A 19,995-nucleotide genomic window follows, 5' to 3' on the forward strand; every position below is an offset into this window, starting at 1 on the left:
CCCGCGCTTATTTTCTTTGTTGATACGGCCCCAGTTCCTTGACTGCTGCGTCGGCGAACGACGCGTCGAGGATTTGGGCGACAGTTGCGCTTGCCGGTACGAGACCTTCGCTCTGGAAGTATTTGAGATCGTTTTCAAGGCTGGCGGTGTTGAGCTTGCCGTCGGGATCGATGCCTTGCGGGACAATGGCGCGATAGACGGAAGCATCCTTGATCGGTGTATATTCGGTCAATATGGAGATCACTTCGTCCGCGGCCGGGCCGGCCAGCTTGCCGTTGGCAAGCGCGTCATTGTAGTCGCGAAGCGCATGGATATAGGCGCGCATGAATGCTTTTGCGGCATCGGGCTGTTCCCCGATGAACTCTGCCGAGTACAGGACAACCGCGAGCTGGTGATTGGGGTAAATCTCGTCATCGCCCATGATACGAACGGCGGCGCCACGGCGTACGGCTTCTGTTGCGGAAGGTTCGGTTGTCAAAGCCGCGTCAACGGCCTTGTTCTCCAGCGCGATGATATGTTGGGGAAATGAGAGGAATACACGCTCGACATCGCTGGGTTTAAGCCCCGCCTTTTTCAACGCCTCGTTCATGGTCGATGTCGATGCGCTGCCAGTGGCACTGCCCGCAACCTTCATGCCTTTGAGATCGGCGAGCGACTTGTACTTGCCGCTTTCCACGAGATCCTTGCGAACCAGAAGTGGCTGATAGCCGTAACCTGGGGGCGTCGAACCCTTGTCGGCGACAACCTTGATTCCGATCCCTCGTGCCACGGCATTGTACAATCCTGCCGATACCGAGCCGCCGGCAACGTCGAGTTGGCCGGCTCCAAGCGGAGCAACCATCTTCGCGCCGGAATCGAAGGGCACGAACTCCGCCTCGATACCTTCTTCGCGGAAGTAGCCTTTTTTGTCGGCGATGAAGAAAGCGATATCACTGCTGGCGTTGACGATACCGATTTTCACCTTGGTGAGTTCCGCCGCCATCGCGCTCATCGCATTCAATGACAAACAGGCGATGAGCGCTGCTCCCAGCAAAAGTTTCTTCATGATGCCACTCCCGATATCCGTGCAACCACAGACGCAGCCAACTGTTCCGCTATAAAGAACAACGTTCCTCTAAAACGAGCTTAGCATTGTGAAGGATGATGTCAACCTGACGCGAGCGCGCACACATGCTCACCACCCTGCAGAACCCCTGGAGCAATGTTCTCAAGTCAAAGCTGGCTTTTTGGCAATCCCGCCGGCACCACGTGCAGATGTCCGTACCTTACTGCACGCTCCGAAATGACGTGTTCAGCGAAATGCTGAACCTGGTCCGGCGGTCCTTTGAGGACACCGATTTCGAGGCAGTTGTCATGATCGAGATGGACATGCATGCTCGATACAGCAAGTGAATGATGATCATGGAAGGTATTGGTCAACCGGCGTGCAAGATCGCGTGCCCCATGATCGAAGACATAGCTCAGAACACCGATCACCTGCGTTGCTGCACCTGTTTCGATTGATGTCAGCTTCATCCCGGCCCTCGCCAGGTCGCGGATGGCCTCGGAGCGATTTTGATAGCCCTTTGCCGCGATCACCCTGTCGAGTTCCTCCATCAAATCGTCATCGAGGGTGATCGTTATTCTTTGCATCTTCGGCTCCAAGTTTTTTTAAACGGGCGAGTAAGATTTTTTCGCGTAGACATCATACTTTGCGATTTTCTATGGTTGCTTCCGATACAACGGCCCTCTGCGCATGTTTACCAGCACACGCGATACCTGGCCAGCGGAGGAGGCTTATATGATCCCCAATCCTTTCGACGATCAGCCGGCGCGGCTGAAGGCCAAGGTCATCGTGACCTATGTCATCCTGATCGCGGCCAACGTCGGCGCCTGGGCTTGGGCGTGGATTGCCTTTTCCGATCGCCCTTCATTGCTGGGGACTGCTCTTCTCGCCTACATGTTCGGTCTGCGCCATGCTTTCGACGCCGATCATATTGCCGCGATCGATAATGTCGTCCGCAAGTTGATGCAGGAGGGCAAGACGCCTTATTCGGTCGGCTTCTTCTTTTCGCTGGGGCACTCAAGCATCGTCGTCATCGCTTCCCTGATCATTGCCGCGACAGCCGCTGCGATGCAGAGCAATCTTGAATCGTTCCATGATGTCGGCGGTGTCATCGGCACATCTGTGTCGGCCGTGTTCCTCCTCGTTATCGGCCTGGCCAATCTTTTTATCCTGCGGGGTATCTGGTCAGCTTTCAGCCGCGCGCGGCGCGGCGAGAAAATTGTCGACGAGGACCTCGACGCACTGCTGTCAGGACGAGGACTCATCGCTCGCATCTTCCGGCCGATTTTCCGCGTGGTTTCGCGGTCCTGGCATATGTATCCGATCGGCTTCCTGTTCGGGTTGGGTTTCGACACCGCAACGGAAATCGGCCTGCTCGGAATTTCGGCAGCGCAAGCGACGCAGGGCATGTCATTCTGGACGATCCTCGTGTTTCCTGCGCTCTTCACAGCGGGCATGTCGCTCATGGACACGACCGATAGCGTCCTGATGACTGGTGCCTATGGTTGGGCGTCGATCAACCCCATGCGCAAGCTTTGGTACAATCTGACAATCACCGGAGCGTCTGTCATCGTCGCTGTCTTTATCGGCGGCGTGGAAGCTCTTGGTCTGATCAGCGACAAGCTCGGACTTCAAGGAGCGTTCTGGCAGTTCGTTGGAGGGCTGAACGATAATCTGGCCAATTTCGGTTATGCAGTCGTCGGTATATTCGTCATGAGCTGGATCGTTTCGGTCATCGTCTATCGTGCCAAAGGCTATGACAATCTGCACGTCGAAGTATCGGCGTGAAACTTTTCTCACGCCGGTTCGACTGGTTCGAGACCCTTCTGGCCAAGGCCCATATTGGGAAATACCAGTGACTTTATGACGACGGGCACAGCGCCGGACGTTTCGAGCATGGCGCCGATATCAATGAAATCGAACTCGTCGAGCTTGATGCCGTCGATCGAGATGATTGAATTGACGCCGTCCGCACTGACGAAATGCATCCCCACCAGTCCCCCGACGTCGCTGTCGCCGACGAGGATCAGGGGGTGACCTTTGGCAAGGATCTGTGACAAGCCCTCTCGTATCCCCCGACAGAAATCATCGAGGCGCCTGTAGCTTGCCGATCCCTGCCATTCGTAGCAAATGGCCACAGGGCTGTCGCCGTGGGTCAAATCGAGCCGTGCCAGTGCTTCCTTCACCATTAAGCCAACACGTTCGGCGTCGATATCATCATCGAATGCGAATGCGGGCTTTATGACGGGAACATTGCGAACGGGCAGGGCATCGAGTGGCCTGACGAAGATCGTACTGCCGCTAACCTGTACAGTATATTGCGAGGCGCCGACGACGGTCGCCCGGATACCCTGTTCGGGACGTTCAAGGCGCGGCCTCCAGTCGTCGAGCCGCTTGCGCAATTGCCGGGCCAGCAAGGGTCCGAGATCGCTGAACCCTGCATTGGTATCGGCATAGAGAAATTCCGAAACGCCGCCGGAAATCGTGACTATGTCGGGTGGTGGTCCCGCCGGCAGGGCAGGCAGGCGATGGAGACCAGCGGTTTCGCTGCGCATTGCGCCACCCTTCATAGCTTCGAACAGGTGGTCGACCATGGACGCCGCGAGTTTTCCGGCATCCTCGGGCGTGAGAACCGCGCCGAGCACCAACGCCACACCTGCTTGTTTCGCAAAATATTTGCCGGCTTCTTCCAACCGCGTAACCCGCCGGTCAGTATCGAATGCGACGACCCGCGCGCCAATGTCGATGGCGCTGATATGGCGGATGGCGCCGTTTTCGCACAGTGCGAGTTTTGAGGTGCCTCCACCGATATCGACGTTCAGCACGCGCTGGCGTGTTCGGCCGGAAAGAGCGACCGCGCCAGACCCGAACGCAGCCAGAGTGGTTTCGAGGCCGTCCCCCGCGCTGACCACGACAAATTTGCCGGTCTGCGCCGAAAAGATTTCGCCAATGGCGCGCGCATTGCTGCGCCTGACGGCAACGCCGGTGAGGATGAGCGCCCCCGTGTCGATGTCCTCGGGCTTCAGGCCGGCGGCTTCGTACTGGGCCTCGAAAAACGATGCGAGCGCCTCCGCGTCGATAGCATCATCGCTGCGATAGGGCGTGAGCAAAACATCGGATTGATGCAGAAGCGTCCGCTCGACTACCATATAGCGCGTATCGAGACGCTCCAGCACGATGCGGGAGAAGGCGAGGTGAGACGTCGATGATCCAATGTCGATACCGACACTGGTCAACTGTATCTCATCCTCGAGTTCCATACTGCGGCCGATATTGGAGAAGAATATCCGGCCGCCTTCCTCTGGTTCCTCTGACATTGAAATTAGCTGCTCAGACGACGGTGGACATTTTTTTCGTCGTGTCATCCGGCGTGACGTACCATTCCGGCTTCATACGGATTTCGACCCCATTGCGGTTCAGCTTCTCCTCATATTCCTTGCGGATATAGGGGTCTTCCATCCAGTACGGGATAGCCGTGCCGCCTTCATTGACGTCGATTGCGGTATAGTCGGTGTGCTTTTCACCAGGAGCGCCGGGATCGCGGCCAGGATTATGCGGGCCGAACCACGCCATCAGGCGGAAAGGCTCCTTGGAAACACTGAAGTGCTGATGATACCAGCGCGCACCACCCGGGGCGGCGGACACCATGCCGAAAGGACCGTAATCAAGGCGCTTGATCTTGTCGGCATGGCCATCCCTCCAGGGATTGACGCCGTATTCTTCGGGCCAGGTATAGGTGTAGCCTTCGCCTTTCAGGCAGATCAGAATTGCCGCCGACGTATGTGCGTGCGCTTTCGAATAACGGCCATTCTCATGCTGGCCGATCCAGTAGTAGAAGGTGTTGTTGGTCATGAACGGCTCAACGCGGCGGTAACCTGGCGAGCGTCTGTTGTCGAGCGGCAGTTCGCAATTGACGGCGTCTGGCATGAAGTTGGTCCGCCGCATGGCGAGCCCGCGAACGGGGTCAGGCTCGATTTCCTCGCGATACTTGTAAAAGTCGTCGGCTCCGGAAAAACGGTCGCGGAAGACATATGGGTTGTTGAAAACCGCATCGGCATTCTGGATCTGGTTGAGGACGTTCGGCGCCGTTGTTCCGCCAAGCAGAAGTGCCGGACTGTTGGTTGCGTTGACGATCCGATGCATGGCGTTCATCGGTATCGAGAACATCGACCCTTCCTGCCATTCGAAGACGTGTTTGCGACCTTCGCCCTCGAGCCACACCTCGGTGGAGCCGCGTCCTTCGACGACGATGTATATTTCCTCAAACATGTGCTTTTCCGGATGAAGCGCGCCCGCCGCTGGCACCTCCACCAGATGACAACCCCATTTGGTTTCTGTCCCAAGCAGCTGAATATAAGTGCCGCGTCCGCCGGTACGCTTCCACGGTTTCAAGGGAAGGTTTTTGACACTCGATACCCCAAGGTCGCGAAAGACAGGAATACCTTCTTCCACCATGAACTGATCATAGGGGGTTGGCTGCTTCTTGAACTCACCGAAACCGGCTTTCTTCGTGCCAGCGGGTTCGTGCCAGTGGGTGCCGGTGCCGCCGCCTAATGGATCCTGGTGCATTGATTCCTCCTGTCGATGCATTTCCGCTGCGCCTGAAGCGCTCGCGGATGTAATATTTGCGTCAGCCTACCAGCTGCTCGGAGCGGCGGTAGCTTGATTTCGGAAAGACCATCTTTCCGGTTTTGTCCGGGCAGGGGACGTCAGCCCCCGCTGGCGTTTTCTACTTCTGTTCGCTCCAGCTCTCCGGGAACAATCCCTCGCGCAACGCGCCGCGCACATAGTAGCTCCAGAGCTTGCGAATGTGATGATCGCGGCGAAAGCTGTGGGCAAATGAATCAAGCTCGGCGTCCGTCAACGGCTTGACCTTGCCGATGGCGGCAGCGCGATAAGCCGCTTCCGCGTTCTCTACGAGATGAAGCGAATCGATGAATGCCCCGCGCACCGTCTCCGCGGTCACGATCTGGCCATGGGCGCGTATCTGCATGGCATGGTGAGCGCCGAGCGTGGCGGCGACACTGCGGCCCTGTTCACTGTTGCTGACATGGGCCGGGTCCGCATGAACGGGAATGCCGCTCCGCCAGCGTATCGCGTGATTCTTGAAGGGTAGAAGGTGCATATCTTCGACAAGGGTGAAGACATTGGTTGCATCATTATGGAAATGCGCAATCGATTTCACATCCGGTCGCTCACGATAAATCTCACAATGAAGGAAAACTTCCGAAGGAGGTTTGACGCCTTTTGGACCTGCCACAACCTTGCCGTCCATGTCGCAGACCAGAAGATCTTCGGGGGATACTTCGGCGCGGCTTTTCTCCTGGGGCTGTACGAGCACGGTCTCGTTGCCGGGCAAGAGGGCGCTGACATGACCACTGTATTCAAGTATTTTCAGGCTGTTCAGGAGCCGCGTGGCAATCGCGATTTCAGCTCGCAATGACGTTTCCGATGGAAGCGCTATCCCCGCCTTTTCGGGGTTTCCATCTGTTGTCCGCGCATGAGAATCCATAATCCCTCCCGTCGTGTTTCTAATAAAATCCCATATTATACAAATCTGTTATGCCCGCGATATCACATATGCTTTACACCTCGATCATCACGTCGTCGTTCTCGACGACCACTTTGTAGGTTCGCACGGGTACCATGCAGGGTGGGGCGACGACCTCGCCGGTGCGAAGATCGAATGCACCATTGTGAAAATCGCATTCGATCGTATGGCCGTCGATATATCCTTCCGACAGCGAGCCCGGGCCGTGGGTGCAGGCATCGTCTGTCACGTAGAACGTCCCATTGACGTTGAAAACGGCCAGCACGAGATCGCCGGATTCGACTCTGATGGCGCTGTCGAAATCAACATCATCCGCAGAACAAAGCCTTATCCTCGAACGCGTTTGCGTCATCTGGTCCATATCCTTTCTCCCTGCTGCCGCCGCGCGCTTGACTAGCTCGCCAACAGCCTGTAGTTTTCTAAAACGAAACAGCGTTCTGTATAAAGGAACGCGATGCAAGAATAACCGATCAGAGCGGGACGTCAACTCGAAACTGACGATTAACGTTCTGGCTCGGCCAAACAGCAGCCGGATTTCGTCGCGATTGGACGATTCGAGGAGGATTGAATGCTTAGAAAAGAACAAAACGACCTTCTGACGCAGACTGGCCCAGCCACACCCATGGGCGACATGTTTCGCTGCTACTGGATACCGGCGCTGCTTGCGGAAGAACTGCCGGCCAATGATTGTCCGCCGGTTCGCATAAAACTGCTCAGCGAACGTTTGCTGGCGTTCCGGGATAGCGAAGGCCGCTATGGATTGATCGACGAGTTTTGTGCCCACCGGGGTGTTTCATTGTGGTTTGGCCGCAACGAGAAGGGCGGATTGCGCTGCCCCTATCACGGCTGGAAGTACGACCACACGGGTCAATGTATCGAGGTGCCGTCGGAACCCAAGGAAAGCGGCTTCTGCAACAAGATCAAGCTGAAGTCTTATCCACTCATCAAGATCGGCGATATTCTCTGGACCTATATGGGGCCAGCCGACAAAGAGCCGCCGCATCCGGAATGGGAATTTGCGCTTGTGCCGCCTGAGCAGACGTTCACATCGAAGCGCTGGCAGGAGTCGAACTGGTTGCAGGCCATGGAAGGCGGCATCGATTCGAGCCATGTTTCCTTCCTTCATAGCGGAAGTCTCAACAGCGACCCGCTGTTCAAGGGTGCCCGCGGCAACAAATACAATATGGCAGACTCCAAGCCATTTTTCGAAGTCACGGACAATGAAGGCGGACTATTCATCGGCGCCCGCAGGAATGCCGAGGAAGGCCACTATTACTGGCGTGTAACGCCGTGGGTCATGCCGTCGTTCACCATGGTGCCGCCGCGCGGCAACCATCCTGTCCATGGCCATTTCTGGATCCCGATCGACGACGAGAATTGCTGGGCGTGGAGCTTCGACTACCACCCAGTCCGGGCTCTGACGCCCGAAGAGCGCCAGGCAATGCTCGACGGCAAGGGCATTCATGTCACATACGTTCCTGGAACCTTCCGTCCCGCCGCCAACAAGGACAATGATTATCTCATGGATCGCGAGGCCCAGCGTCTTGGCGTAACCTATTCCGGCGTCGAAGGCATCGCCATGCAGGATGCCTCATTGCAGGAAAGCATGGGACCCATCGTCGACCGGACAAAGGAAAACCTGGTATCGACGGATAACGGGATCATCATGGCGCGTCACCGTTTGCTGAAGGCTGTCCGGGCATTCAAGGACAAAGGTATTACCCCTCCGGGTGTCGATCCTGCCCACCACCGCGTGCGGTCGGCGGCTGTCGTGTTGCCTGTCGATCAGTCTTACATCGATGCAGCCGCCGAAGCGTTGACAGTGATTGAGGGGAAAGCGCCGGCCTCTGTCTGAGCCACGGTGACGGTCCGTTCCAAAGGAGAACGATATGCAGCTTGGTCTCAGTGAAAGTGCGCGCGCTACCACGGCAGAGGAAGCCCGGTTCAGAATTGGTTACCCCAATTCCAGGCCGAGGAAGTCGCGCATCATTGCTCTCGATTCTGACAGCGTCGCGGCTCTGAAGTCGTTGGTGGATCAAGCTTCGGATGGTGCCCACTTTCTGCGATATATCGAACCAAAGGGCGCTACGAACTCGCTGAAAATGTTGTCGGTCGATGCAATACTCGAGGATATTGATGGAAAGCGGACCAATCTCGTCGACGAAATTGCCGACGCGGATGTTATCGTCATGGTCACATCCGCCGGAGCATCGGCTGAAGCCGCCGAGGTAATCGGCAACGCCTGTTTCGTGCGCAGCAAGATGACCACAGGTCTGGTCCTCAATTCGGCCAGCGTTCCTTCCGAACAGTTGAAGCGGACATTGACCACGATGCGTCCCTTCGCGGCAATGCTCGTTGTTTCGACGGGCGCTGAATATGTCAGCGAAATGCTGAGCGCGTTGCGAGTTTGAGATGCTGCTGCCAAGGGACGGAGATATTGGCACTAGCATGACCGGGGGTGGTGGGTTCCAAAGGAATTCTGGTCTCGGAATGGCTATCGAATGGGTGGTCTGGGAAATTGCGAGGGCTGTGTTATGAACGGCACTGTTGTCCACGCGATCAAACGGAATGCTGAACCCATGAACCCACCTTCCAAAGACACGTCCAGTTCAAAGAAAACGCCATCGTCCAAGCGCAATCGGCTGTCGTCCGTCACGACGGCAATACGGTTGCTGAAAGCCTTTTCAGAAGACGAGGTGGAGATCGGCGTCAGCGCATTGGCATTGAAGCTGAAGGTGGCAAAGAGCACCGTTCATCGCCTTGCCGTGACATTGGTTTCGGAAGGGCTGCTGGAGCAAAACCCGGAAACCGAGCGCTACAAACTCGGGGTCGGGTTATTCGGTCTTGGGACGCTTGTACGCCGGCGTATGAATGTTTCCAATGAAGCGCGCCCGTTTCTTTTCGACCTGCGCAAACACACCGGCGAAACCATCATCCTCGGCATCCCGACAGACATCGAAATCATGCATGTCTATGATCTGGAAAGCCCGCAGGCATTGTCGATAAAATCGGATCTCGGCGTCCGCCGCCCCGCACATTGCACGGCAGTCGGTCGCGCTATCTTTGCATTCGCCCCGGAAGAGACGATCGAACACGTTCTGGCAGGACCGCTCGCCCGCCGTACGCCGCGTACGCCGGTCGATCCCAAGCAGATACGGAAGATATTCGCCGAAGTCCGTGAGCGCGGTTATGCCATTGAAGACGAGGAAAGCGAACCGGGGATCCGGGTCATCGCTGCACCGGTCCGGGATTCAAATGGTGTGGTCGTCGCTGCTGTCGGGATTGGCGGACCCTTGCAGAGATTGTCGATCGAGGCGCTCGAAGGGTTTGCACCACCACTTTTGGAAACCGTTGCAGCGATATCGGCGCGTCTCGGATACTCCGCAAGGCATCGATAGGCAGAAATGGGAAGCCCACGCATGGCAGTCATCACGCTGAATGGAAGCGACCTCCGCTGGGAGTGCGACGAAGGCGACACGATCATGCGATCGGCACTACGGGCGGGACTGGGCTTTCCCTATGAGTGCAATGTCGGGTCATGCGGCAATTGCCGCTTCGATCTCGTTGAAGGTGAAATCGAAGAATTGCGTGCGGATCCGCCGGGCTTGAGTGAACGTGATCGTGCGCGCGGCCGCCGCTTGGGCTGCCAGGCCAGCCCCTTGTCCGATTGTGCCGTCAAGTTGCGGCTGATGCCGCAGTATGAGAGCCTGTTCAGGCCGCAACGCCAGGCTGCGACCTTGGTTGCAACGTCCGACATCACGCATGACATCCGGGAGTTTCGCTTCCGGTCAGAGGCAACGAGCCGGTTCCTTTCAGGTCAATATGCCTTGCTGCATCTGCCCGAGGTGCCAGGCGGTCGCGCCTATTCGATGGCGAATACCAGCAATGATGGCGGAGAATGGCACTTTCAGATACGCCGTGTGCCGGGCGGCGAGGCAACAGGATACTTGTTCTCGCAACTGCGCGTTGGGGATCGTATCGAGCTCGATGGCCCCTATGGCATGGCATATCTTCGCGAGAACTCGCCGAGGGATATCGTTTGTATTGCCGGCGGTTCGGGGCTTTCACCGATGGTGTCGATCACGCGCGCGGCGGCTGTTGCACCGAGCCTTGCCGGAAGACGCATAGACTTCGTCTTCGGCGGTCGCACGGCGCAGGATATTTGCGGCAAGGAAATGCTGCAAATGCTACCGGGATTTGGTACAAATATTCACTACCATCCGGTCGTTTCCGGCATGCCTGAAGCCGATGATGGCTGGGATGGTTACAGAGGCTATGTCCATGAAGTCGCTCATAGTCTTTTCGCCGCACGGCTTCCTTCGTGCGAGATCTATTTTGCAGGTCCCCCCGCAATGGGACAAGCAATACAGAAAATGCTGGTCGATCTTGGTGTCGACTCAACCCAAGTGCATTTTGACCAGTTCTATTGATCATTTGGCTGCAACCGACAGCCGCTGAAAGCCGCAATGAAACCTCGTCAGCTGATATACTTCATAAAGGTCGTTGACGTAGGCAACATTACGAAGGCGGCGGAACAGTTGAATCTGGCGCAGACCGCTCTCGGGATACAGATACGCAATCTCGAGGAATCGCTTCATGTTCAATTGCTCGACCGCCATTCGCGGGGTGTCAGCGCGACACCCGCGGGACTTTTGCTTTACGAACGCGCGCATGAAATTCTGCAGCGGATCGAGGACACGCGCCGCGACCTGATTTCACTGGCGGGCGAGCGTGCGCGCATCAGGCTTGGTGCTACGCCAAGCATCCTGAAGCTGATTGGAACCGAACTGGTGGTGGCCGCAAAACAGCAACTGCCCGGAATCGCGTTGCATGTGGTGGAGGAGTTGAGTTTTGTCCTGACCGACGCGCTGGAGCGCGGCGAACTCGACTACGTTCTCGCCTATGACATCGAGGAGAATCCCGGTCTCAGGCGTCTTGCCCTGATGAAGGAAGACTTGCTGCATATTGCGGTACCGGGAGGAGATCCCGCCGAGGGTGGAATATCGTTCAAGCAGGCGGTTGCAGGCGATCTGGCCCTTGTGTCCAGCCGGGATATTATCTGGCGCCGTATTCATAAGACGGCCTCCCGCTTGTCGCTGGATGTAAACGTGACCTATCAGGTCCAATCGATGGAAGCAATCAAGGCGCTGATCCTTCATGGTCTTGCAGAAAGCATCATGCCGTTCGGTATTGTGTCGGAAGAAATTCAATCGGGAGCATTGATTGCCCGGCGTATCGAACGGCCGTCGGTAAGGTTGACACTCTATCTGGCTCACGCGGCCCACAAGGGGTTGAGCGACGACACTGCATTCATCGCATTTGTTGATGGAATGATCGACAGGCTCGCCGCTACAATTGGGCCGTACGCGCACCCGATTGACCGCTCGCAACCGCCGCAAATAGAAGCAGACCATTGAAGGCGATCGCATAGGCAATCGCAGCCGTTCATCTGCTATGCAAAATCGATATACCAGCCTTGCCAAAGCGTTGTTTCCGGCGTCGTCCACCTGATTTATATTGCGGTGCACAATGCCAGGAAGGACGTGTCGTGACTATACTTACCGAAGACCGCAATGCTGGAACGAGTTGGTTCCGCACCGTTCTTTCAAGCATCGCCGAAATAGCGAATTGCCTCAGCGCCGCAAAAGAGTGTGCATTGGCCATTGAAAACAGGCGCACGCCGCCGGCCTTGGCACTGCGGACCTTGGGTATTGACCCGGCGTCGCTCAAGGATGTTTTCAAGCGTAGCTAGAAGCTGATTTAGTACCGGATTTTCGAGGCTTGACGGTCAAATCCCTTTACTCAGCCATTAAGTTTTTTTATTGTGGCTGAATGAAAAACGTCACCTTTCGAAAGCTCCAGTCGCTGCTGGCGATCGAGACTCATCGAAAGATTGTAGATGCGGCGAAGGCCCTGGGGCTGACTGCACCGGCTATCACACTACAACTGAAGCAGCTGGAAGAAGATGCGGGCGTGACGCTTTTCGAGCGCATGCCGCACGGCATGTTTCCGACGGAAGCCGGAAAGGTTTTTCTCGAAGCCGCGAGAGAGATCGATGAGCGTTTGCAGCGACTTGATGACGATATCAACGCCTTTCGCCGCGTGAAGCGCGGGCATATCACGGTTGGGGCTGTTTCCACGGTCAGGTATTTTGCGGCGCCATTGTTTGCGGCTTTCTCGAAAGAATATCCCGATGTACATCTTGAACTGATCATCGATCGCCGGGACGAGACGATTGCCCGGCTAAAGGATCGCGCCGTCGATATCGCTCTGCTGGGACGCCCGCCGCGGGATATTTCGGTTCGTGCCACCGTATTCGGCGAGCATTCCCTGGTCGTCGTCAGCGCGCCCGGTCACCCCTTGGCAGGCAGGCCGGATATCACCAAAGCAGAGATTGCCAATGAACATTTCCTGCACCGGGGCAAGGGTTCCGGCACCAGAACGTTTTTCGAGCGTTTCCTGAAGGATATCCCCGGCCGGCTTGATGGCCCGAGTACAGAGATGGAAACTGTCGAGGATATCAAGCAGGCCGTCATGGCCGATCTCGGCATTGCATTCCTGTCTATGCAGAGCGTTGCCGCCGAGGTCCAGGCGGGCCAGCTCGCCGTTCTCGATGTTGTGGGATTGCCGATTCGCCGCCAGTGGTTTGCCATCAGCCGCAGCGACCGCGCAGTCACGCCTGTCATGGCTGCGTTTCAGGCTTTCCTGGCCACGCGCGGTGAAACGTTCCTGCCGAGTTTCAGCGACCCGGCAAAGGTGCCCGCCTGAACGGCATCAATTTACTTGGGAATCGCCTGCAGAAAATCGAGCACCTTGGCATTGCAGTTTGCCGCACTCTGCTCAGGGACGGGCATATCCCAATAGTCTGATCCCGGGATGCATTCCTGCAGATACCGCGCAGCGGAAGTTGAATGCGACGCGTCGGCGCCGGGAATGATCAACGTCGGAATGTCGAGACACAGCAGGTCTTCAGGTTCGGCACCGGGGGACGTATCGCGATCGAGCAACGTTCGCACCATCCCGGCCACGATGGCCTTGTAGTGGTCGACGTTGAGCCGCGCATATTCGGCCGCAAAATCGGGAAAATTGCGGATGACCGATACCCAGGGACCGCCTCTCGGATCTGCACCAAAGGCCTTGTTGCTTTCCTTCGCCAGGCTGACGACAGCCGCAAGCCCGTTCTGGTTGACGAAAGCGAGGTGTTCGGCAAACCGCTGGTGGCCGGTCATGCGATATCTAGCCCCGCCAACCGGCCAGAACAGGATCATACTTAGCGTCTTTTCGGGGTAGGTCGCACCGAAGGCGGAAACTGCGCTGCAGCCCATGCACCCGCCCATCATATGGGCCTTGTCGATGCCGAGATGGTCGAGCAAGCCCTTGCCCTGTTCAACATAATGCGCCCAGGTAACCCGCTCGACGCGCCCGCCTGATTGGCCGGTTTCGCGCCTGTCGAAAACGATGCAGCTGTACTTCTTGGAAAGTTGGTCCAGAAATTTGATCTGCGCATAAATACCCTGGGTGGACCACTTCTCGATCGTCGCGTCGAAACCGCCCGGCGAATACATGAGCAAGGGCTCACCCGAGCCGACAACTTCATAGCGCGTCGATATTCCGTCGATCGTGGCCGTCGCCATTTTCAAACTCCTTCGCAACCGAGTCGCTTCAGGCTTTCGTCGACCCAAAGTTTGGGATCAAGCTTGCCCGCAAGCGTATTGGCAACCGTTTTTAGTTCCGCTTCGTGCTTGGCCTTGGCGAGCGGGTAGATTTCGCCCGTCAGTTCGTACGGAACACAGAGCAGTCCGTCATCATCGCCCATGATCAGATCGCCCGGATTGATGACCATGCCATCGAGCGAGATCGGCACGTTGATTTCGCCCGGACCGTCCTTGTAGGGACCGCGATGCGTGATGCCTGCTGCAAAAACCGGGAAGCTGTTGTTCTTGATCCAGCCATAGTCGCGAACGGCGCCATTTATCACAACGCCGGCAACGCCGATCTGTATGGCGTGCGAAAGCATCATCTCGCCGACAAGCGCATTTGACAACTCTCCACCGGCATCGACGACAATCACGTCGCCGGGCTTCGCCATCAACAGCGCCTTGTGAATCATCAGATTATCGCCGGGCCGGGTCTTTACCGTGAAAGCCGGTCCCGCCAAAGGCCCGCCTGCGTGCAACGGGCGGAGATTCGGTCCGCCCGCGGTCAGCCGCGACATGACATCGCTGACATTGGCCACCGGTAATTCGCGAAATTGCCTGACAGTCTGTTCGTCAACCCTGCGTGTTCGTTCGAGTATTCGGAATCCATGTGCCATGGCGGTGTTCCTTTCCAGATTCTTATGAGATATCGAGACTATTCCCAGGGTAGCAATGAGGCATGGATCACATCGGGCACGCCGTGTCCGCCGACGGACTGGATGGCAAGGGCCGCGTCCTTCAACCCGAAACGATGGGTCGTGATTTTTTCGAGATCGAAACGTTTGGAGGCGATCTGTTCGAGAGCAAGTTCACACGCCTGATAGCTGTGGCCTCGGGCACTCTTGAGCGTGATCGCCTTGACGGTCATCTTCTCGAGGGGGAAGTTCGGAAATTCCTTCATTTCGCCCTGAACGAGAATGGTGCCGGCTTTACGCACCAGAGCCTCCACGCCTAGCAGGATCGGAATCGTACCGGCACCCGCCGTACAATCGAGTGAGACATCAACACCTTTTCCGCCCGTAATCTCCATGATGCGGGCAAGCGGGTCTTCTTTGTGCACGTCAATGACGTAGTCGGCTCCAAGTGACTTTGCCACTTCGAGTCGCGCTGCGTCCTTGGTGGTTCCGGTGACGATGATGAGCGAAGCGCCCGCCTGCTTGCATATGACGGTCTGCGAAAGCCCTTGCTGACCAGGCCCCTGGATAAGTACCGTGGAATTATAGCCGACATTGGAATCGAAAAGCGACCACTCGACGCCGTTGGCCATGGGCGTTACCAGGCCTGCAAGTTCGGGTGTCACCCCGGCCGGAACGCGGTGCACCACGGCATTCCACGGCAGATAGACGTACTGCGCAAAGCCTCCCCAGAGGTGCGGAGCGCGTTCTGCACTGGTGTAGCCATAGCGGATCCCGTCCGGATTATTGCGCCAATCGGTATTTTCGCAATGCCGGTACTGACCCTGATGACACCATTTGCATTTGCCGCACATGACATAATGCTCGACGAACACCAGGTCGCCTTCCTTGAAGCCCTTGCGCCGGGTGAATTCACGGCCGGCCTTGGCGATATAGCCGATGTTTTCATGGCCCATTATGGTCGGGGCGTTTGAAGGCGGCGTTTTGAACAGCTTCACGTCGGTCCCGCAAATACCTGCCACTTCCATCTTCAGCAGCGCCGCGTCTTCAGGAATATCCGGCATCGGATATTCGCGAATCTCCATCTGGCTTGGCCCGGTGCGGACGGCCGCTAAGACTTGTTCTGTCATTTCAAACTCCCTGGAAGTTCTCGTCGCTGACTGGCGAACATGCAAGTTCTGTCAGCGCTGCGGTTCTGCGTTCAGTTTTGACAAATTCGCGTTTGTCATTCTATTTAGATGTCCGGTACCGGCAGCATTTGCGCCGGCCCTCAGGTTGAAACCATGCTCAAATCCGCTATTCCCGACCGCGAAAAACTTACCGCAATCAGGCGCGTAAAGACCTGGACGGCGGAACGTTTCAGTCTTTCGGACGACATGACGGTCTCGGTGATGGAGGTCGCTTGCGGGTTGCCCGGATGCCCGCCGCTCGAAACCATCGTGACATTCTGGACTACGAGCGATAGCCGGCACGCATTCAAGGTGTTCAAACCCATCCGCGAGGTTACGCCGGAAGACTTGCCGCCGTCGTGGATGAAGCAGGCCATCGTCTCGAATGACGATGACCTGTCCTGCTGCTGAGCGCGGTGGCCCCATCTTAGTTTACCGGCTTGGCGGGATACCCGCGTTTCGTCAGCTGCGCGTCAAGGCGCGGATAGACCCGCCGTGCATTGCCTTCAAAAATCTTGTAGCGGCTTAACTCGTCCAGTGTCGCAAGCTGGTCGATATAGCGCTTCGTGTCGTCATAGTAATGACCGGTTTCCGGATCGATGCCCTTAACCGCGCCCAGCATTTCCGAGGCGAATAATATGTTGTCGACCGGGATGACCTTGGCCATCAATTCGATCCCTGGATAGTGGTAGACACATGTGTCGAAGACGACATTCTTCAAAAGGTGGTCGGCCAGCAGCGGTTTCTTCATCTCCTGCGCAAGACCGCGATAACGGCCCCAATGGAAGGGTACTGCGCCGCCTCCATGGGGTATGACGAATTTCAGCGTCGGAAAGTCCTTGAAAAGATCGCCCTGTATGAGCTGCATGAAGGCTGTCGTATCGCCGTTGATGTAGTGCGCGCCCGTGTGATGGAAGTTTGGGTTACACGATGAAGTCACGTGGATCATCGCTGGCACGTCGAGTTCACACAGCTTTTCGTAAAGCGGATACCATTGAGGATCGGTCAGCGGCGGATCCGTCCAGTAGCCACCGGACGGGTCGGGATTAAGATTGATGCCGATGAATCCGAGCTCGTTAACGAGTCGCTCCAGCTCCGGAATGCAGTTCTTTGGGGGAGATCCGGGATGCTGCGGCAATTGACCGACGGCAGCAAAATTATCGGGGAGTAACTGGCAGATCCGGTGGATCAAGTCGTTGGAAAGCGTTGTCCACTGCATGCTGACAGCTTCGGTTCCCACATGGTGTGCCATGCCCGCGGCGCGCGGCGAAAAGATCGTCAGGTCGCTGCCGCGTTCCCGTTGCAGCTTGAGTTGCGGCTCGACGGACTGGCGTAGCATGTCATCGGTGATACCGAGATCCGTGCTCGTCGGGCGCCGCATCGGATCAGCGAGGCCGGCCAGCTGTTTGTCCCTGAACTGGTGCAGTGCCTGGGGTTCGGTGGTGTAGTGACCGTGAATGTCGATGATCATGAAAATTGCCCAAGAATGAAGTTGCGTTGGATTCAGATTTTCCAGAAGAGCTCATCGACGTCGTAGGGTCGTGAACTGAGCCTTTGGTCGAAGGCGTAGTCGAGCAGTGTCTGCATCGGCTTGCGCGTCGCTTCCAGTCCGTAGGGCAAAGCAGCAGTCCCCTTGGCACCGGATTTCTGCCGCGCCTCCTCAAAGAGCGCCATCAGTTCACCGCCAAGCCAGGGATGCTGTTCGAGAAGTTCCTTCCTGACAGAGACGATGTGGTTGACCGGGAAGATCCCCGTCTTCTCGGACCATTTCAGTGCTGCATCCTCTGCATTCCGTATGACAGGCCGCACATCGGCGGGATCGACATTGCGTTCACCCATGATTGCTGCAAGTTCGCCCGACAGCAGGAGTTCGCGCAGACCCTTGCCGCTGGTGTTGCGGACCGCATTTTCCGGATCCCTGTATTCGGCGACATGGGCATCCTCCATGGTTACCCATGTGATGCGATTGAAGTCCACGCCATATTCCGATTTGAGGATTCCGCGGATCCAGACACCCGTGGTCTGTGTATAGGCGCGCACGCCAACCTTCTTGTCCTGAAGTACGGCGGGATCGCCGAGGTCAGATCCTGCGGCACAAACCAGATTGTCATGGTGGAGGCGGCGCCAAAGCGGAATCGGAAGCGCTGTAATGGGTTTGCCCAGGTCGACGGCAACCAGATGCGTGGTCAGGGCCATTTCGCTCACGTCGAGATCCCCGCCGCGGACCATCGTCCGAAAAGCGTTCGGAAGCGGATCGAACTCCTCAAACTGCAGTTTGAGACGTGGCGATTTTACGCTGCCATCCTTGAGCGGCCGCACGTGATCGTGCTTGCCGAGGGCTATGCGTAATACCAGTGGTTCGACCATTTCTGCCTCCTCCCGCAGCTTCAAAAAAGATAGCATGTTCTTCTATAAGGAACTGCGTTCTATTTTACGCATAATACCGCGAATTGCACGCCGGTCAATTGCCGAGAAGGGCGTAACTAGATTTTGCCGGCGGCACTGAGGCAGAAATAGAGCGCTCCAACGGTGCCAAGCACCGGATAGGGACCAACTCTTGTCAGCGTGAGGAAGGCCGCCGCCGCCAGAGTTGTGGCGATTTCAAACAGGCTCAGCCCGGCCGACTGCGAAACCGCCAGCCCGCCTGCGACGATCAATCCAACTGCAATCGGTGTCAGCCCTCGTTCGACGGCGCGTCCCCAGGGGGAAAGGCGATGTTGCTGCCACCAGCTTCCAAAAATGCAGATCAATGCCGAGGACGGAATGAAGATCGCCAGCGTGGCGATGACTGCTCCCCAGAAACCGCTGATCCCCCAGCCGATCAACGCCACAATGAGCGTGCTCGGACCGGGCGAGGCGCGCGAGATGGCGTAGAGATCAGTGAACTGGCGACTTGTCAGAAGGTGCTGCACATCGACGGTCTGGTGCTGCAAGCTGGCAACGATCGTCTGGCCCCCGCCAAAGGAGACGAGGGAGAGCGGAACACACAAAAGGACGAGGCCGAGGAGCTTGTCGTCATCCATGCTTTTTGTCCCTGCTCAACAGGTAAGATATCAATACGCTGGGCGGAATGCTTGCGAAGACGACAGGAACGAGCGGCCAACGCAATACACCAACCATGATGAACACAGATAGTGCAATGAGAATGGGTAGCGTCTGCCCATGCAGGCGCCGCGCCGTCTTCATCCCCATCGTCAGCGTCGATGCGATGCCGACGCAGGCAAGTCCGCGCAGAACCGAATGCGTCTCGGGATAGGCACTCAATTGCCGGTAAACCGTGCTCAGCAGGATGATGACAGTGAATGCCGGTGCCACCATCGCGAATGTGGCGACGATGGCGCCTGGAAGGCCTCGCAACTTGAGGCCGATATAGACGGCGAGATTCACAGGGTTGGCGCCAGGCAATATCTGGGCGATGGTTTGGGTCTGCAGGAAATTCTCATCGGTCATCCAGCCGCGCCGTTCGACGATCTCCCGATACGTCCAGGCTGCCATTCCTCCGCCAAAGGACGAAGCACCGAGTTTGAGAAAGGACACGAGCAAGGATCCGAGCGATGCGTGCGGCTCCTCTGGCGGGTTGGATGCGTCAACGCGTTGTTCCAAGAAATCTTCTTCCCGCCGCAAGGCCAGCGGCAACACGGATTCATAAAAATCACATAAAAACTTTGCCTCTAATGCAGAGGAAGTCCACGCTATTTCGCCTTAACGGCAAACTAAGAAAAACTTAGTGCGTTGGGATTTCCCCTTATCTTCCGTGCGGCGGCGACAAACTCGTCAGCTAAGCCGCTGCGCCAGCCCACACAAAAACAACTGGACTGAGCGTAATATTTTGCTTTGGACAAAATGCATCGGATTGACCCTAATTGGAGAGCCGCTGCCGTTTTAGCCAGCGCAACAA

At 56.9% G+C, this 19,995-nt stretch carries 22 protein-coding genes; 9 read left to right on the forward strand and 13 right to left on the reverse strand.

The genetic code is table 11. From position 1 onward, the window contains the following. Positions 1-7: 7 nt before the first annotated feature. Together LB462_RS06375 and nikR are read right to left on the reverse strand one after the other, a co-directional pair. Positions 8-1,045, reverse strand: coding sequence for an ABC transporter substrate-binding protein (locus LB462_RS06375; protein WP_112551772.1), 1,038 nt, complete (start codon positions 1,043-1,045; stop codon positions 8-10). 167 nt (positions 1,046-1,212) lie between these two features. Beyond that, positions 1,213-1,632, reverse strand: coding sequence for a nickel-responsive transcriptional regulator NikR (gene nikR / locus LB462_RS06380; protein ID WP_112531441.1), 420 nt, complete (start codon positions 1,630-1,632; stop codon positions 1,213-1,215). A 148-nt stretch (positions 1,633-1,780) separates the two neighbouring features. On the opposite strand from nikR, the gene LB462_RS06385 reads away from it, so the two are divergent. Next, positions 1,781-2,833, forward strand: a complete 1,053-nt coding sequence (locus tag LB462_RS06385) for a HoxN/HupN/NixA family nickel/cobalt transporter (RefSeq protein ID WP_112531442.1) — start codon at positions 1,781-1,783, stop codon at positions 2,831-2,833. 8 nt (positions 2,834-2,841) lie between these two features. Here LB462_RS06385 and LB462_RS06390 read toward each other — a convergent pair whose 3' ends face one another. From LB462_RS06390 to LB462_RS06405, 4 genes are all read right to left on the reverse strand, one after another. Beyond that, a complete protein-coding gene (locus LB462_RS06390) occupies positions 2,842-4,362 on the reverse strand; it encodes an ethanolamine ammonia-lyase reactivating factor EutA (protein WP_224506487.1) in 1,521 nt (506 codons plus the stop codon). A gap of 13 nt (positions 4,363-4,375) precedes the next feature. After that, positions 4,376-5,614, reverse strand: a complete 1,239-nt coding sequence (locus LB462_RS06395; RefSeq protein WP_112531444.1) for a cupin domain-containing protein — start codon at positions 5,612-5,614, stop codon at positions 4,376-4,378. Positions 5,615-5,774: 160 nt separating this feature from the next. Further along, positions 5,775-6,557: a class II aldolase/adducin family protein gene (locus LB462_RS06400; protein WP_224506488.1), complete on the reverse strand. Its 783-nt coding sequence runs from the start codon at positions 6,555-6,557 to the stop codon at positions 5,775-5,777. 73 nt (positions 6,558-6,630) lie between these two features. Beyond that, entirely contained in the window at positions 6,631-6,957 is a 327-nt protein-coding gene (locus LB462_RS06405) for a non-heme iron oxygenase ferredoxin subunit (protein WP_224506489.1), read from the reverse strand. 207 nt (positions 6,958-7,164) lie between these two features. On the opposite strand from LB462_RS06405, the gene LB462_RS06410 reads away from it, so the two are divergent. The 7 genes from LB462_RS06410 to LB462_RS06440 all read left to right on the forward strand — a co-directional run bounded on the left by LB462_RS06410 (position 7,165) and on the right by LB462_RS06440 (position 13,364). Continuing rightward, positions 7,165-8,451, forward strand: coding sequence for an aromatic ring-hydroxylating dioxygenase subunit alpha (locus tag LB462_RS06410; RefSeq protein WP_112531446.1), 1,287 nt, complete (start codon positions 7,165-7,167; stop codon positions 8,449-8,451). 34 nt (positions 8,452-8,485) lie between these two features. Beyond that, positions 8,486-9,007 (forward strand): 3-methyl-2-oxobutanoate hydroxymethyltransferase, encoded by a 522-nt coding sequence (locus tag LB462_RS06415; RefSeq protein WP_183663074.1) that lies wholly within the window; start codon positions 8,486-8,488, stop codon positions 9,005-9,007. Between the two features lie 168 nt (positions 9,008-9,175). Next, positions 9,176-9,994 (forward strand): IclR family transcriptional regulator, encoded by an 819-nt coding sequence (locus tag LB462_RS06420; RefSeq protein WP_224506490.1) that lies wholly within the window; start codon positions 9,176-9,178, stop codon positions 9,992-9,994. 21 nt (positions 9,995-10,015) lie between these two features. Then, complete coding sequence (locus LB462_RS06425; RefSeq protein ID WP_224506491.1) at positions 10,016-11,026, forward strand: 2Fe-2S iron-sulfur cluster-binding protein; 1,011 nt, start codon at positions 10,016-10,018, stop codon at positions 11,024-11,026. A 36-nt stretch (positions 11,027-11,062) separates the two neighbouring features. Continuing rightward, positions 11,063-12,013, forward strand: coding sequence for a LysR family transcriptional regulator (locus LB462_RS06430; RefSeq protein WP_183663068.1), 951 nt, complete (start codon positions 11,063-11,065; stop codon positions 12,011-12,013). Positions 12,014-12,144: 131 nt separating this feature from the next. After that, on the forward strand, positions 12,145-12,348 hold the full coding sequence (locus LB462_RS06435) for a hypothetical protein (RefSeq protein ID WP_224506492.1): 204 nt from the start codon (positions 12,145-12,147) through the stop codon (positions 12,346-12,348). Positions 12,349-12,428: 80 nt separating this feature from the next. Beyond that, entirely contained in the window at positions 12,429-13,364 is a 936-nt protein-coding gene (locus LB462_RS06440; protein ID WP_224506493.1) for a LysR family transcriptional regulator, read from the forward strand. A gap of 11 nt (positions 13,365-13,375) precedes the next feature. On the opposite strand, the gene LB462_RS06445 is transcribed toward LB462_RS06440, so the two are convergent. The 3 genes from LB462_RS06445 to LB462_RS06455 are packed head-to-tail and all read right to left on the reverse strand — an operon-like array spanning position 13,376 to position 16,058. Further along, positions 13,376-14,230 (reverse strand): alpha/beta fold hydrolase, encoded by an 855-nt coding sequence (locus tag LB462_RS06445; protein ID WP_224506494.1) that lies wholly within the window; start codon positions 14,228-14,230, stop codon positions 13,376-13,378. Positions 14,231-14,232: 2 nt separating this feature from the next. After that, positions 14,233-14,910 carry an RraA family protein gene (locus LB462_RS06450; protein WP_224506495.1) on the reverse strand — a complete coding sequence of 226 codons (678 nt, stop codon included), beginning with the start codon at positions 14,908-14,910 and terminating at the stop codon, positions 14,233-14,235. A 38-nt stretch (positions 14,911-14,948) separates the two neighbouring features. Then, entirely contained in the window at positions 14,949-16,058 is a 1,110-nt protein-coding gene (locus LB462_RS06455; RefSeq protein WP_224506496.1) for a zinc-dependent alcohol dehydrogenase, read from the reverse strand. Between the two features lie 153 nt (positions 16,059-16,211). Between LB462_RS06455 and LB462_RS06460 the strand changes: the two genes are divergently transcribed. Further along, positions 16,212-16,508 carry a hypothetical protein gene (locus LB462_RS06460; protein WP_224506497.1) on the forward strand — a complete coding sequence of 99 codons (297 nt, stop codon included), beginning with the start codon at positions 16,212-16,214 and terminating at the stop codon, positions 16,506-16,508. A 16-nt stretch (positions 16,509-16,524) separates the two neighbouring features. Here LB462_RS06460 and LB462_RS06465 read toward each other — a convergent pair whose 3' ends face one another. From LB462_RS06465 to LB462_RS06480, 4 genes are all read right to left on the reverse strand, one after another. Next, positions 16,525-17,568, reverse strand: a complete 1,044-nt coding sequence (locus LB462_RS06465; protein WP_224506498.1) for an amidohydrolase family protein — start codon at positions 17,566-17,568, stop codon at positions 16,525-16,527. Between the two features lie 32 nt (positions 17,569-17,600). Further along, on the reverse strand, positions 17,601-18,464 hold the full coding sequence (locus LB462_RS06470) for a substrate-binding domain-containing protein (RefSeq protein WP_224506499.1): 864 nt from the start codon (positions 18,462-18,464) through the stop codon (positions 17,601-17,603). Between the two features lie 116 nt (positions 18,465-18,580). Then, positions 18,581-19,120, reverse strand: coding sequence for a chromate transporter (locus tag LB462_RS06475; protein WP_183663047.1), 540 nt, complete (start codon positions 19,118-19,120; stop codon positions 18,581-18,583). Next, positions 19,113-19,700 carry a chromate transporter gene (locus LB462_RS06480; RefSeq protein ID WP_224506500.1) on the reverse strand — a complete coding sequence of 196 codons (588 nt, stop codon included), beginning with the start codon at positions 19,698-19,700 and terminating at the stop codon, positions 19,113-19,115. Before LB462_RS06480 ends, LB462_RS06475 begins: the two co-directional genes overlap by 8 nt. Positions 19,701-19,995: the final 295 nt, after the last annotated feature.

It is taken from the genome of Phyllobacterium chamaecytisi, from assembly GCF_020164455.1.
Lineage (GTDB): Bacteria > Pseudomonadota > Alphaproteobacteria > Rhizobiales > Rhizobiaceae > Phyllobacterium > Phyllobacterium chamaecytisi.